A 14636-nucleotide genomic window follows, 5' to 3' on the forward strand; every position below is an offset into this window, starting at 1 on the left:
TGGTGGGAGATAATTGTGGCCGACATGAATCCTTTAGACTTATGTTATCCCCTTATCGAACAAGTTAAAGGCATATATTGGCTTCCATTTCGTAGGGCATCATCATTTCAATATTTTTTGGGAGGCTGGAGCCTTTCATTTTTCGGGCAGAGACGGCAAAAAGTCTTTGACAACAGCAAGTATGCGCCAGTTGCTACCCTTATCGATGAGAGCCATAGTTATTCCAGGCGCGATAAAATGAAGTCTCAGTGGGGGAGGGAGTTTTCTTATATCTCGTTTTGCCTATACCCGCTCTCAACGATCTGTAGTGTGAAAGTGGGGTTGGCTGATTTTATGATTGTTGGAGCTGCTTCCTTTGATTTCCGGGTAATTCAGGTAGGGGAGTCAACTCAATCTAGGCTTTTTAATGTTTCTGACCATAATCAACTAAAGCAGTTTATTTTCAAAATGCATAATGAAAGCTGTGATAAATTGCTGGAAAAGGGTTATCACGATTCCTTTACTGCATGGGGTTTGGATGAGATACAAGAGCACAAGATTAAGGGGAGAAGCTGGTATGAAGTTGTTGATGGAAGCCGAAATCTAAATTGGCGCTTTAATTTATATACCCAGTTGTCAGACAGACACCTCTTACAAATTACCTACGAACCGAGCCACTTCTGGCCACCGTACCATACCCCAAGTAAAAAAGCTTTACGAATCAGCAAATCCCCTTTGTGGGATTTTATGGATAACCTGAAACTGTCCAAAGTGAAGAAGGACTTCCCTGTGATAAAGTCTATACCTTAGAGGTAGAGGTTGGATGCCTATTGATGCTTTCTCGATAGATAGGTTCTGCTGAATAAAAAGTTATAATAAAAAATCTATTTGAGATAGTGATAGAGACTCTACTTGTGTAAGCAGGGTTAAGCGAATTTAGAACTTGCTGGAACTGAATATGTTTGATGTAAATTCTCTGGACTTAAGATTCCCGATCATTGAGCAGATAGATGACATATATTGCTGTCCATTTAGTTCCTCAGAGAAATATCAGTATGATTTAGGTGGCTGGCATTTATCATTTTATGGAGAATCGAGAGCGCAACCTGGTGAGAACTCTAGATATACCTCACGTTATACTCCTATTCACAGTGAAGAAAGTTATTCAAAGTTCAATGATACGGAGCCTCAATGGGATGATGAGAGTCCTTATATTTGGTTTAGGCTTCATCCTATTGCGGCGATTGCTAGTTTAGGACCTGAATGGAATGAAGCTTGGACGATAGGAACTATTGCCCTGGATATCCGAGTAATCCAGATACGAAAACCGGCCAAGCCTGGAACGATCGATATTTCTGATCATAGCCAGTTGAAATCGTATATTTTCAAGCAGCATAGTGACAAGCAAGACCTGCTACTGAGTATGGGGCATCTAGGTTGCTTTAGTGCGGGTAACATGGATGAAATCCAAGAGCACGAAATCAATGGGCGGAATTGGTATGAAATTATTGATGGGAATCGAAACTTAAATTGCTGTTTTAACTTGTACACCCCCCTGTCAGATAAGCATCTTCTTCATGTTGCATATATAGTTAACCAATTCTGGCCACCGTACCATATGCCTAGTAAAAAAGCTTTGCAAGTAAGTAAACTTCCCTTGTGGAGTTTTATGCAATGTTTGGAACTCTCTAGTGCCGATGAAAGTTTACAAGTAGAAGCCAGCACTCTACAGAACGATACCGCCAGGATTGAAGAAGAGTGGCCAAGAGGGGTGGATAGTGCGGACTTACTAGATTTAGATCTCCCAATTATATTGCAAGTTGATGATATCCATTGGCTGCCATTTGATAGAGCGCCGGTGCACCACTACGACCTAGGTGATTGGCATCTCTCATTTTCTGGAAAAAGGAATCTACAAGCTCAAGCGGGCAATGGTGGTGCCCCTTATACTACGCCTATACAAGATGATGAAAGTTACCCGAGGTTTAATGGTGATGAGGCTCGGTGGGAGGATGAAAGTTCATACGTATGGTTTAATTTTCATCAGATTATGGCTCAATGCAGCGTCAAGTTTGGGGAGGATTGCGCTTTAACTATTGGGACCGTTTTCTTTGATGTACGAGTGATTCAGTTATGTGATCCAGCTATGCTTCGAATCCACTATCTTCCTGATGGGGACCAATTCAAGCAGTTTATTCTTGGTATGCTCATTCCCCACTCGAAAGGTGATAATACTCAAGGGTTCAAGATTAATGAGAGGACTTGGTACAAAGTTGGATATGACGATTATGGAAAAATTGATCTTTATACCTGCTTGTCAACCAAACATTTCCTTCACGTCGCCTACAACGATGATCAGTTCGGTTTAGATGGGTGGTATCACTCTCATACCAGGAAATCTGGGAAGCTCGCCAAATCCCCCCTTTGGAGCTTTATGGAAAATTTGAAGCTTTCTAAAATTGAGGAAGGGAGCCAGGTTCTAACCGGCACGGTGGAGCAAAAAGCCGGTCACGCCGAGGAGAATGCCCTAGAAGAGATATCTAGCTATACCGAAATGAAGGAGAGAATTGGCACTATAAAAAAAGAAAGAGATCTGCCTTTCGTTGATGAGTCAAGCTGGTGAAAGTTGATACTGACTTGCTATGTTCAGCTTTAACAACGTAGCGGGCTATTTTTTCTGATTGAGGCAGAGGGGGGGGAATCTGCCCCCCCAAGTCACGTTTCACACTAGCTCAGCAATACGCTCTTTTGCCGTGGCCAACGCCTTCTCCTTTGCTTCATCTCCCATTGCCAAGCCTTCAGCATAGACAAACTCCACATCAGTAATGCCAATAAACCCAAGGAACTGTCGAAGATAATTACTTTGGGGATGATCATCACCATAAACACCACCTCGTGAAATTAAAACGACGGCTTTTTTGTTCCTTAATAAGCCCTCAGGGCCGTTTTCGGTATATCGGAATGTTACCCCGGCACGTGCAATAAAGTCGAAGTAGGTGTGCAAATTAGACGGGACGTTGAAGTTATACATCGGGATACCTAGCACCAGCAGATCTGCCGATGATATCTCCTCTATCAGCTTGTCCGAAAGTTCTGCAATTTCACTTTGCTTGTTTGAACGGCTATCAGCTGGCGTGTTGTGGGCTTGAAAGTGCTCCAGGCTCAGATGAGGTACAGGCTCGGATACCAAGTCACGATGGATGATTTCATCATCCGGGTTATTAGCCTTCCAGCTCGCTATGAAATTGTCCGTAAGTTGAGATGACTGGCCGTTCTCTTGAAAGAGGCTGGACTTAATGTTGAGTACCTTTGCCATGACTGCTTCCTCGTAACTAACTTTGTATGAAGCTATTGAAACATTCATTAAATTGATTAAAAATTAGAATTATTTGCTTATTTCTATCTAAAAATTCGATCATGAGCCAACAATTGACACAATTAGCAAACCCAAAGATCACTCTTGAGCAGTGGCGTTGCTTGATAGCGGTAGTTGAAGGGGGAGGGTATGCAAAGGCCGCCGAGCTTCTGCACAAGAGTCAGTCGTCGGTAAGCTATTCAGTGCAGAAGTTGGAATCATTACTGGCAGTAGCGGTTTTCACGATTAGTGGACGCAAGGCGATTCTGACTGCCGCTGGTGAGATGCTTTACCGGCATGCAAAGCAATTGCTGGAGGATGCCTCTGCAATAGAGCAGGCCGCTGGCCGGGCGTCTGCTGGGTGGGAGTCCCAGATTGCGATTTCTGTGGAGGTGCTATTCCCAATATGGTTGCTACTGGACTGCCTTGCGCTATTTGGTGAAGAGAGCCCCCAGACCCGTATTGAAGTCCATGAAATGGTGATCAGTGGTGCTTTGGAGGCTTTAAATGAAGGGCGGGTCGATTTTGCGATCAGTCCTAGAATCCCCCAGGGCTACAACGGTGAGTTACTACCGGTTCCTGCCCGGCTTGTTCCCGTGGCGCACCCCAGCCATCCCCTACATAAGTTGGATCGCCCGTTGACAATGAAAGATCTCCGTAATCACCGGCATTTGGTGGTTCGGGATACTAACCCCCAGCGCGGAAATAAAACGCTTACGGTTGACGTCGCTAAGCGATGGACGCTAAGCAGCATGTCTTCTTTGATCAGAGCCGCCTGTCAGGGGTACGGTTTTTCTTGGTTACCGGAAGATAAAATTCTTAATGAGCTTATTGAGGGAAGTCTAAAACTGTTGCCCCTTGAAGGAGGAGGTAAAAGAGAGGTCCCTATGTATCTGATCTTTCCTAACCGGGATGATATCGGCCCCGGCGCACTGAGATTGGCAACTATTATCAGGGAGCGTTTGCAGGATCTGTCTTCCCCGGAGAGTTCTTAAGTAAGAACCAGGTCGGTCGGCAGGGCCAACAGCTCGCTTACTCATTATTCAACAAGCCAATTTCGTGAGCGGTCTCGACGATTGGCTGGTACATTGAGTTGTCGGCTTTGATAAACCCTTTGCGGGGAAATGCGGCAAGTAGTTTAGGGTCCCGCATATTCAAAATCGCCTGCTGGACCTTGTCTAAGAAACCGTTGCCCCAGGTTTCATCGACATCCCCACGAATTGTCCAGTTGTAATCTGGATATCCTGGGGTTTTCCAGATTACTTGCACCTTGCTCTCATCCACTTTGCCGGCTTTCTTTTCGTTCTCCCACACTTTGTGATTCAGGGCGCCCACCTGATATTTCCCAGACTGCACTAGATCGAGGGTATTGGAGTGGTCGCCGGCAAAGCCTACACGGCTGAACACCTCGGCCGGGGGCTTGCCCAGTGCTTTTCTAATAAAATACTCCGGCATTAGCCGCCCAGAAGTGGAGTGCTCTGAACCAAAAGCAAAGGTCATACCCTCAATACCACGGGGGAACTCTTTTGAGGGAGTGAGCCCAGTACTTTTATTCGCAATAAAATAGGAGGTGAAATTTTGATCTCCTTCTCCCTGGGCAATGGCTTTGGCGCCAGGCTCCGCAACACGGGCCTGTACTCCAGTAAATCCGCCAAACCAGGCCAATTGAACTTTGTTATTTTTAAAGGCTTCAACCGTATCGCTGTAGGACTTCACCGATAAGTACTTAACTTCAACCCTAAGCGTGTCGGACAAATACTGTGCAACTTTGCCAAAGCGTTTTTGTAAGCGCTCCGGGTCCTGGTCTGGAATGGCAGTGAAAACAAAAGGTTTTGGGTTTTCTTGAGATAATACGAAGGGTACGCCGCACAGAATTACGAGGCTTAGAATAGACACGGTTAAACGCTTTAACATTCTTTTGGTCCTCTGCGGATCTGTAGTTCAAAATTTGTAGGATAAAACTAAAAGTTTAACTATAGGCGTTATATATAGATCAGAATGTTTGGAAGAAATTGTATTTCTCTATTTGGGCTAGCAAAAGTGAGATGGCTTTCTACCATTTATCCGCAATATCTGAGTTGTTGAGATAGTTGACACATATTTAGGCCTGTACAGGTGTTTATTATAGGGTTTCTTCCTCTGAAGGATGCTTTCTGTGATAAATATGCCCGCCACACAAGCCAGGGGAGTTACGGAGTTGTTTGGAGGCTCCTTAGACTCTAGAAAGAACCTTTAGTATAAAATAGGCAGTTTATGCCAGCACTTGCGGAGTCGAAACATAGAATGAGTGAGTATGATGATCAGTTTAATCTGCGCAAGCGGCACCCATTTGGTAGAGTGCATCTGCTAATCAATGAGCTACAAAGCTATTTGGCCACGCAAACCCTGAGAAACTCACTGGATATCAGCTACGGAGATAGCCCCGGTGAAAAGATTGATATATTCCCTGCTAAATCTCCTACTGCACCGGTTTTTGTGTTCATCCACGGCGGGTATTTCCGGGCGCTAGATAAAAAGCAATACAGGTACATTGCCAAGCCCTTTGTAGAGGCCGGGTGTACAGTTGCCTTGGTCAACTATGATTTGGCACCCGCCGTCAGTGTTAAAGAAATTATTGAGCAAAATATAAAGGCATTCTTATGGATATATAAGAATATTGATCGCTGGAATGGCAACCCCAGTAATATAGTGGTCTGTGGTCACTCTGTTGGGGCCTTTCTTGTTGCTAAAATTTTAGAATTTGAGTGGACACCTGAAGTCCGTAGCTCAATTAGCGGCGCTATTATGTTAAGCGGGCTCTATGATTTAACAAAGATGAGGCAATCTTATCTCAATGAATCTCTGCGTTTATCAGAAGATGACGTTACTAATTTGAGTCCCATTTTTGGCGATATTAGATGTTTCACCAAAGCGATTGTTGCAGTAGGCGATGATGAGACTGCGGAATTTATTGACCAGTCAAAAAGGTACTGTGGGAAGCTACAGCAAACGAAAAGCCCGTGCGAATATATACTTTTGAAAAATAAAAACCACTATACCGTATCGCGTATGTTAAGTAGTAGAAATAATGATCTAATGAATAGGATACTGGATATTTGCGGTGTGAATTGAGAGAGGGGGGATACGATTTAACGCTCAATTTATATAGTTTTGAACATAAATTGGGATTACCAGCTTAAAATCAGGGAGCCTCTTAAGGCCTGTAGGACATTACTGAATTATGCCGAGACTCCCTGACTATCAATTAGCTTTACTTTCTCCAGTAAGAGATTGTAGGTAGGAGCAGCAATAGCCAGCGAGGATGCCTAGAGCGGTCACTATTGTCAGCCCAATCACTCCAGATAGAACGTTGGCTGGATGGGCTGCAAAGAAAGTGATTAACCCTAAAAACCAGGCAATGATATTACCTACAAGTGGCAGTCCTCTTAGTGATACCACCACAAATGCAACGGAAAACACTATAACTGCGAAGGCAATATTGCCCATCATTGGTAGCAATAGGGCATTAACTATAGCTGCTGTCATCCCCATCAATATTCCCAGAGCAACACAAATCCCACTGGAGATTGCGCTGAAGGCAGAGCCTGGCTGTGAAAAGAAAGCAACCCAGCCAACAAACATAGCCCAGGGTGGTAGTTCTAACATAGAGCAAGTGAATGCTGCTGCACCGGCAATAGTTGCAGCGATAAGGGTGTCCCTGATGTATTTAGCCGACGGTACTTGGGCTTGATCGACCATTGGTTTTTAGTCCTCTTTCCAACTGGTATAACGATCAGTTGGAGATTGTTAAGTTGAAGCGGGCATTGGCTGTGAAGCTAGATAATTCCACCGTTGGCTCGTATAACTTGGCCGTTGATCCAGCCACCTTGCTCACTGACTAAAAAGGCAACGGTATTCGCAATATCTTCAGGCCTTCCCAATCGCTCAAGTGGCGACATTTTGGCAAGATTTCCCACCATTTCATCAGTCTTTCCGGATAGGAAGAGCTCGGTAGCCGTAGGCCCTGGGGCAACGGCATTCACAGTGATATCTCTCCCCCGCATTTCCTTGGCGACTACCTGGGTCAGAGCTTCAACAGCTGCCTTGGTCGCCGCATATACGCTGTAATTCGGCATACACAAGTCGACGACACTCGAGGATAAGTTGATGATTCGGCCACCTTCTTGAAGCCTTGCGGTGGCTTCACGCATGACATTGAAGGTGCCCTTAAGATTTACAGCTACCTGACGATCGAAATCATCTTCTTCACATTCTGCCAGAGGGGCTAGTTTCATAATGCCCGCATTATTAATGACAGTATTGATTCCGCCAAAGGTGACTTCTGCCGAGTTGAATAGGCGTGAAACCGCCTGTTGATCACTGATATCGGCTTGGGCAGTAACCGCCTTGCCACCCTCTGTTTCAATGCGGTTTACCAACTTTTCGGCAGCTGAAATATTACTTTCAAAGTTCACCAGAATGGTAAAGCCATCCTTTGCCAGGCGAGAGGCGATCGCCGCGCCTATGCCACGGGAAGCTCCTGTTACCAGTGCCACTTTCTCCATAATGATCTCCGTAGTGATTACTGGAGCCGCCCTTGCAGCTCCCTGATTTGGCTGTATTCCCATACTATTCGTGTTATTCATGTAGATAATCCGGCTAAAATAGAACCTATTGTTCCAAATAAACAAACAATAGGGCGATATGGATAAGCTGGATGCGATGCGCTTGTACGTGCGGATTGTGGAGCGGGGCAGTTTTACAGCCGCTTCTACTGATCTTGGGATTCCGAGGTCGACATCGACTCAGGTGATCAACCGGCTAGAGAAGCGGCTGGGAGTCAGGTTGTTGCAGCGATCGACTCGCAAGGTAAGGGCAACACTGGATGGGGAACTGTATTATCAGCGCTGTATTTCAATACTTGCGGACGTAGAGGAAGCAGAAGGGGCATTTACAGGTTTATTGCCAGGCGGTGAGGTGCGGGTAGACGTACAAGGGACTATTGCCCGTCATTTTGTTATGCCGCAACTCCCCCAATTTTTTGCCCAGTATCCTGACATTTCTTTGGTAATGAGTGAGGGGGATCGATGGGTGGACTTAGTCCAAGAAGGGGTCGACTGTGCTATTCGCTATGGACACTTGGCGGATAGTGAGCTGATTGCCAGGCGTTTAATCATGCTGGAACGGCTTACATGCGCATCGCCGCAATACCTGGAACACTACGGCCACCCAAGCTCTTTGGAACAACTGAATGGTCACCGTGTTGTAGCGCTGCGCTCTATAACGACTGGGAAGTCTACGCCGCTCTCTTTTTGTCTTGGCGATAGGGTAGAGACGTTGCAAGTTCCGGCGCAATTGACGGTAACTGGGACAGAGAGTTACTTGGATGGCGTTAAGCGGGGGCTCGGATTAGCTCAATTTCCAAAGTTTCATGTAGAAAAAGAATTGGATGCTGGAAATTTAGTTGAAATATTGCCCAATTTTCGCCCGCCCAGCGAGCCGGTATCGGTTGTGTTCACCCAGAATCGCTTTTTATCTCCCAGGGTTAGAGCATTTATTGAGTGGTTAAGTAAAATATTTTCAGTTTCCATTTAAAGGATTGTGATTAAGCTTTCATTTGAATTTAATTTTCCAAAAAGTTATCTGCTCTTCAGATAGTAACTTGTCAAAAATTTGCGAAGTTAAATTATTGGTAGGCGTAAGAATATTTTTTTAGTTAAGAATCATATAGAGTAGCCGCGCACTGTGGATTTCAATAAATATTTCTATTCAGTATTTTAAAGGCTGCATTAATAGATTTATTTTTATCTTTAGTGCGGATCTTTCTAAATTGATTTTCCGAGAAGCGGATACAGGGAGTATGTCTGTGAAAAGCTTTAAAATTCTTGCGCCTTTCGTGTTGCTATTTTCTACATTTGGCGCTTATTCAGAAGAAAATGTGAATGTTGTTTTTGAATCTTCCATGAGTGAAAGTAGATCAAATATAATCTCACATAAAACTAAAAAAAGTTTAAATAATAAGATTTTTAGCTTGAAGCCCGGTAGTACCCTTGAGGTTCCCAGTGAGCTCGGCAAGCAACGGTTTACCTTGCAAAATATTCGCTCAACAAAAAATAGGGCTTCACTATCTGCATTTTCTGAGGATGGAAAAGGGTTTATCACCTTAGCCGAGAACAACGGTAGAATTGTTGGCTCAATACAATCTGAAGGTAGGCTCTACAAAGTGAGACCTGCCGGAAAAGGCGCGGTTACAATCGCTGAGGTTCCAGACAATTCACTTGTCGACCATGATAGTAACTACTTCGAAGAGATGGATTTTACTTCCAAGGTTGGCGCGCTAAACACAACCTCAGGAATTGCGACTACTGACTCTGGTGGAAAAATAACCGTTATAGTTGCTTATACCGATGCCTTTGAGGCAGACGCCGGTGATGTACCCGCCTACATGGATTTATTGGAAGAGGAAACCAATGTTTCATTTGCCAATAGTGAAGTCAATACCTCGGTAGAAATTGTTCACTCTTATAGAACCAGCTATGCAGAAAGCGGTAGCTTCTATGTGGACCGCGAGTACTTTTCGAATGACGCATATCCAGAAACTAAAGAACTATACGAACTTAGAGACTTGTATAGTGCAGATGTAATGATTGTTTTAACCGGCAATGATTTGTACAGCGGATCATGTGGATTAGCTAAGACGATCTACGCATCGGAATCAACAGCCTTTGCTTTCGCAAGGGAAGGGTGCGCAACGGGGTACTTCAGCTTTGCCCATGAAATTGGCCACCTAATGGGAGCCCGACATATTATCTACAGTGATTCGAATATGGAGCCGTTTGAATATGGCCACGGCTACTGCAATACCACCCCTTCAACTTGGAGGAGTGTGATGGCCTACAATTGCCCGTCTGATCGAGGCGGCCCCAGAATTCAGCAGTGGTCCAACCCGGATATCACAATAGATGGAGACCCTACAGGTACCTCCAACCTAGAGGATAATGCGCGGGTTATCCGTGAGCGCGCCTGGGAGGTTGCGAACTTCCGGGTCGATGGGGAAAGTTAACGGCAAATTCATACAAGAGCCGCTAGTTAGGCAGAACTGCTAGCGGCTTCAATCGCCGATACCCTTCAATACAACTGCGTTAAGCTTTGGACTCCACGTCCTTAGTTTTCTCGAACCAAAAGTTATAGAAGTCTTCAGTCACCAGCTGTTCGATATTGGTGGCTTCCTCTCGGGGGCAAAAGACGGTTACCGTGGTTACATCGTGGCCGAGTTCATTCGTCGTGATACAGACTTTTGCATCAGGCCCCGACAGCTCAACGCCCATGCGATTCTCGATCAGGTTGCAGTAGCGTTCGGCAACTTCACGGAAGGACTCGCAGTGTTCTTTAAGTCGCTCAGAGATAAACTTCTTGGCTTCAAATGGATTCATTCCTTTGCTTTCCCGGGTAATCGAAAAGGTATGCTCGATATACCGGCGCATAAAGTTCAGGTTCTTTACCGGTTGGGTAAAGAAGGCATTGTTAGGGATGTACAGAGTTGTTCCTGTATAGCCATTGCCCAAACCGTGCGGATCGATTTCCAAAAGGGTGGTGCTTAGCCAGTCACTATCGGTGACTTCACCAAATTGATTGCCGACTTTAATCCAGTCTCCCACAGTAAACGAGCGCATGTTTGCCTGATACAGACCACCAACGAGGCACTGCACCCCCTCTCTCAGTGCCAATACAATTGCCACAGAGAAAGCGGCAATGGATAGGGCAAAGTCCCGGAGTTCGCTTACCCAAATTGCTATCAGGCCAACTACCAATAACAAGTTGCCAAGGTTATGTACGGTATTGATACGGCGGCGCTTATCCGCTTTTTGCCAACTACTTCGTGCTATTACTAGCGTGAGCAGGCCACGTAATAACATCACTACTGAGATCAGGCACATGGTGATAAATAATTTGCTATCCAGGATATGCGCTAAGAACTCTGGTTTCATTCGGGAAAGGGACCTCGTGGTAACAGCTGGCCACGCCTTCTTATTGACTGCCATTGGCATTTCTGGATAGAAGAGATGAGCGAAGCTGGAGTGGCAGGGGTTGGTATAATCGTGAACAGTTGCAATTTATCCCCGGATTCTGAACTTGTAAATAGCCAAGGAAAAAAACAGACAAATTTCGTGCGGCTGTATAGGGATTAGGCTATGCCTGTTGTTTTTCCGCCAAATATAGGATATATATTTTGTTGCAAGGTGAGGGGTAAGATTGGGTTTTCATCCGGCAGTCGGCAGTCTAACGAGCACCAGGCAAATAGGGGGCTCGTACTGAGTCGCCCGTATCCCTGCAGGTTCCTAGGACTACTTCCTGCTAATATCTGTTAACCTGAAGATTACCACGCAAGACTTATACTTCTCTTCGGAAATCTCTAACAATATTATTTCTAGACCTCTTGTTGCTCAGCTTACTAAACATGTTTAGTAAGTAAATTTCGAAAAATATACTATGGGTAAGAAATAATACTCTCGTCTTCTGACATGAAAATTATTCCTGAATATCTATTTTGTATGTATTTAAGATAATATCAATATCCCTGCAATTAATGTGTTGACATTGAATGTAAGCGGCCTAGTTTTTTGGTTCGAATGTACCAGAAAGAGCGTTGTTTTTTTGCATAATACAAAGTAAGTTTTGATGCTAGACGCTTCCCTTGGTGCAAGGTGTTGAAATTTGATAGAATAGTGCGGCAACCATTTATAAGAATGGCAAACACTTATTGAGTTAGAACTCAATAAGTTTGTATAAATTGGAAGGGCAATTTAAATTTCAAAAAGCTTAAGATTAAAACACTTAATTGAATAAGGTTTTGGTCGGCTTGCGATATTTTTTGCACATAAAGGAGTAGATGTGAAAATATTGGTAGTTGCATTATCGCTGTCCGTATCCCCCTTTTCAGTAAACTTAAAGGGATCAGATAAAGATACTACGGAGCTGATGAATAACATAGTTAAGAATTGTAAGGAGATCCCTGCTTTAGAGTTTCCAAGACCTGAAGTCAGATTTGACTGGGAGTTAAAGGAGTTCAACGACCATAAGCGCTGGATTATGCGTGACCTGGAAAAGCTTGAGTCAAAGGGTGGTAAGACTTTCAATTTAAAGCGTTTTGTTACAGGGAAATCATTTTCTGAGGTAGTGTCCGATTGCAAGCGAGTGATTAATATAACAGATAATAAGTTGGCAGAGGAAAGCGCAGGAATGCCTGGGGGAGAGGCGCAAGAGAAAATCAATCAAGCTTTATGGAAGTGCGAGCATGCAAATAAGTGGATTGATGACCCCGAAAAATTTAATGCTAATTATGATTCAATTTCCGATTACTATAATGGTTATAAAAGAGATTTAGAAGAAGCAAAACAGTTGGATAGTAGAGTTTCTTCGTGGAAGAAACAGGAAATTGAGAGCTGTAATCAGGTATTTGAACCAAAATATCTAGCGCTGAAGGAAAAAGTTGATCAAGAAAATAGTCTAAAGCGCAAAGCTGAAGAGAAAAAGCAGCAGGAACAACAGCGAAAAGCTAAAGAAGCTTATGCAGCGGAGCAATCGAGAGCAAAATCTCTTGGGTATAAAGGGGTATCCCAAGGAATTACCTCTCTTATCTATAAGCTCAGTGACGGGTATTCATCAATCAGCGAAGCAAAGTCCTATCTTGTCGAGCAAGATTACACGGAAAGCTATAAGGTTGTTAATATCATAGATGACTACGTTATTTATGGTCATAGCCCTAATGATTATGAATATATTCAAGTAGCAGTTACAAAGCAACCGGACCGATTCTATAGTGACGGAGCCCCATTACCGAGCGGGTATTATGCCGTTCAAGGTATGACGGAGTTTGTTTCTGTGGCAGGTGCTACTAAGCAAATTATAATACTAAACAGAGTTTCTGAATAACACTTAGTTAATTATAGGGGTGAGTTGGTTTCTATAGTCACTCACCTTTATGTTGTACGCTATTGCTATAAGTATGTACTCGCCCACCGAGCAATAGCTGATATACCTTTATTGGTATCTATCCGAGGCTGTAATACAGGATAAATAGAACCCATTCATGGGCTAAGTGTGTGCTGCGTGGTGCACCTAGAGGTTAAATTAAGCTTTTAATCTAATTAATATTTTAGATTGGAGAGGTTGTGGCGATTAGTTTGCGAACCAACTTGGAGTTATTTTAGGGGCTGGGGCCTGCTTCAGGTTATCTATACATATAGTTGAGCCATCAATAAATGTTATTGGTTATCTATTTCGGTTTGATAAAGAGTCGCTTGAGATCACTACCAGTATTGTAAGTTAAGCTGGAATAATATGAAACTGGAGTAATTGAAGTGCCCGCAAGTGCCTGAGTTTTGTGTGCAATCCCATTACCGGCCAATTCCGCAGGCCAAATATACTCTTTAGTCAAGTGTGCTACTACCGATAATCCGGGTTAGGAAAGTCGGGCTTACAGCCGGCATCCCAGGCAGAGCGCTGGTTGCCGTGGGCGGGAATACCCCCCACATCTTTTATCATTCGCGCCATATGCATCAGGTTCCAGGTCATAAAGGTGGTGTTGCGATTGGTAAAGTCGTTTTGTGGACCACCGGAACCGGGGTCAAGATACGAGGGGCCGGGGCCAGCTTCTCCCACCCATGCCGCATCTGCCTGGGGAGGGATAACATAGCCAAGGTGTTGCAGAGAGTAGAGAATATTCATGGCGCAGTGCTTTGCGCCATCTTCATTGCCGGTGATAAGGCAGCCGCCCACCCGGCCGTAGTATGCGTACTGGCCTTTAGAGTTCAGGTCAGCTGAGTTCGCATAGAGCCTTTCAATAGTTTGGGTGCAGACAGAGGATTTCTCTCCCAACCAGATCGGCGTGGTTATAACCAGGATATCTGCGTCTTCAACCCGGCGATAGAGCAGTGGCCACTCATCAGTGTCCCAGCCATGCTCCGTCATATCCGGGTAAACACCAAAAGCGATGTCGTGATCAACAGGGCGTAAAACCTCAACTGAGACTTTGTTGCGCTCCATGATTTCCCTGGATATGCGAATTAGACCGTCTGTGTGGGAGAGTTCAGGCGTAGGTTTTAGGGTGCAGTTGAGGAATAGCGCCTTGAGGTCGGAGAAGTCCGACGCACTAGACTTGCAGTCTTCAATTTGCTTTTGATTTAACGTCGTCATCTTGGGCCTCCTTGCCACCACTTAGATAATAGCCTGAGTTCTAATCCCGTGATTTCAAAGAGGATGGACTGAACTTCATCAAAATAGATCTGCGACACGGTCTCAGTTGATATATCTTGTGGGTATC

General features: G+C 44.5%; 13 protein-coding genes. 7 read left to right on the forward strand and 6 right to left on the reverse strand.

The window, feature by feature from the left end; genetic code table 11:
• The first annotated feature begins 15 nt into the window (after positions 1–15).
• A complete protein-coding gene (locus ACJJIM_RS08860) occupies positions 16–789 on the forward strand; it encodes a hypothetical protein (RefSeq protein WP_444913024.1) in 774 nt (257 codons plus the stop codon).
• Between the two features lie 148 nt (positions 790–937).
• Positions 938–2602, forward strand: coding sequence for a hypothetical protein (locus ACJJIM_RS08865; protein ID WP_413665746.1), 1665 nt, complete (start codon positions 938–940; stop codon positions 2600–2602).
• 99 nt (positions 2603–2701) lie between these two features.
• Here the strand turns inward: ACJJIM_RS08865 and ACJJIM_RS08870 are convergent, their stop codons facing one another.
• Positions 2702–3295 (reverse strand): FMN-dependent NADH-azoreductase, encoded by a 594-nt coding sequence (locus tag ACJJIM_RS08870; protein ID WP_413665747.1) that lies wholly within the window; start codon positions 3293–3295, stop codon positions 2702–2704.
• Between the two features lie 113 nt (positions 3296–3408).
• Between ACJJIM_RS08870 and ACJJIM_RS08875 the strand changes: the two genes are divergently transcribed.
• On the forward strand, positions 3409–4329 hold the full coding sequence (locus ACJJIM_RS08875) for a LysR family transcriptional regulator (RefSeq protein ID WP_444913025.1): 921 nt from the start codon (positions 3409–3411) through the stop codon (positions 4327–4329).
• 37 nt (positions 4330–4366) lie between these two features.
• Here ACJJIM_RS08875 and ACJJIM_RS08880 read toward each other — a convergent pair whose 3' ends face one another.
• Positions 4367–5248, reverse strand: coding sequence for a putative selenate ABC transporter substrate-binding protein (locus ACJJIM_RS08880; RefSeq protein WP_444913026.1), 882 nt, complete (start codon positions 5246–5248; stop codon positions 4367–4369).
• 369 nt (positions 5249–5617) lie between these two features.
• Between ACJJIM_RS08880 and ACJJIM_RS08885 the strand changes: the two genes are divergently transcribed.
• Positions 5618–6445 carry an alpha/beta hydrolase gene (locus tag ACJJIM_RS08885; protein WP_444913027.1) on the forward strand — a complete coding sequence of 276 codons (828 nt, stop codon included), beginning with the start codon at positions 5618–5620 and terminating at the stop codon, positions 6443–6445.
• A gap of 129 nt (positions 6446–6574) precedes the next feature.
• Here ACJJIM_RS08885 and ACJJIM_RS08890 read toward each other — a convergent pair whose 3' ends face one another.
• Together ACJJIM_RS08890 and ACJJIM_RS08895 are read right to left on the reverse strand one after the other, a co-directional pair.
• The gene (locus ACJJIM_RS08890; protein WP_444913028.1) at positions 6575–7072 is read right to left on the reverse strand and encodes a DUF1097 domain-containing protein; all 498 of its coding nucleotides are present in this window, start codon (positions 7070–7072) and stop codon (positions 6575–6577) included.
• Between the two features lie 77 nt (positions 7073–7149).
• Positions 7150–7959: an SDR family oxidoreductase gene (locus ACJJIM_RS08895; protein WP_444913029.1), complete on the reverse strand. Its 810-nt coding sequence runs from the start codon at positions 7957–7959 to the stop codon at positions 7150–7152.
• A 58-nt stretch (positions 7960–8017) separates the two neighbouring features.
• Between ACJJIM_RS08895 and ACJJIM_RS08900 the strand changes: the two genes are divergently transcribed.
• Both ACJJIM_RS08900 and ACJJIM_RS08905 read left to right on the forward strand, forming a co-directional pair.
• Positions 8018–8908, forward strand: coding sequence for a LysR family transcriptional regulator (locus ACJJIM_RS08900; RefSeq protein ID WP_444913030.1), 891 nt, complete (start codon positions 8018–8020; stop codon positions 8906–8908).
• A 271-nt stretch (positions 8909–9179) separates the two neighbouring features.
• Positions 9180–10376, forward strand: coding sequence for a M12 family metallo-peptidase (locus tag ACJJIM_RS08905; RefSeq protein WP_444913031.1), 1197 nt, complete (start codon positions 9180–9182; stop codon positions 10374–10376).
• A gap of 79 nt (positions 10377–10455) precedes the next feature.
• On the opposite strand, the gene ACJJIM_RS08910 is transcribed toward ACJJIM_RS08905, so the two are convergent.
• Positions 10456–11301, reverse strand: coding sequence for a mechanosensitive ion channel family protein (locus tag ACJJIM_RS08910; protein ID WP_413665755.1), 846 nt, complete (start codon positions 11299–11301; stop codon positions 10456–10458).
• A 904-nt stretch (positions 11302–12205) separates the two neighbouring features.
• Here ACJJIM_RS08910 and ACJJIM_RS08915 point away from each other — a divergent pair.
• Entirely contained in the window at positions 12206–13246 is a 1041-nt protein-coding gene (locus ACJJIM_RS08915) for a cell envelope integrity protein TolA (RefSeq protein WP_413665756.1), read from the forward strand.
• Between the two features lie 513 nt (positions 13247–13759).
• On the opposite strand, the gene ACJJIM_RS08920 is transcribed toward ACJJIM_RS08915, so the two are convergent.
• Positions 13760–14509 carry a flavodoxin family protein gene (locus ACJJIM_RS08920; RefSeq protein ID WP_444913032.1) on the reverse strand — a complete coding sequence of 250 codons (750 nt, stop codon included), beginning with the start codon at positions 14507–14509 and terminating at the stop codon, positions 13760–13762.
• Positions 14510–14636 lie beyond the last annotated feature (127 nt).

This window comes from Microbulbifer maximicatervae (SeqCode) (assembly GCF_052467615.1).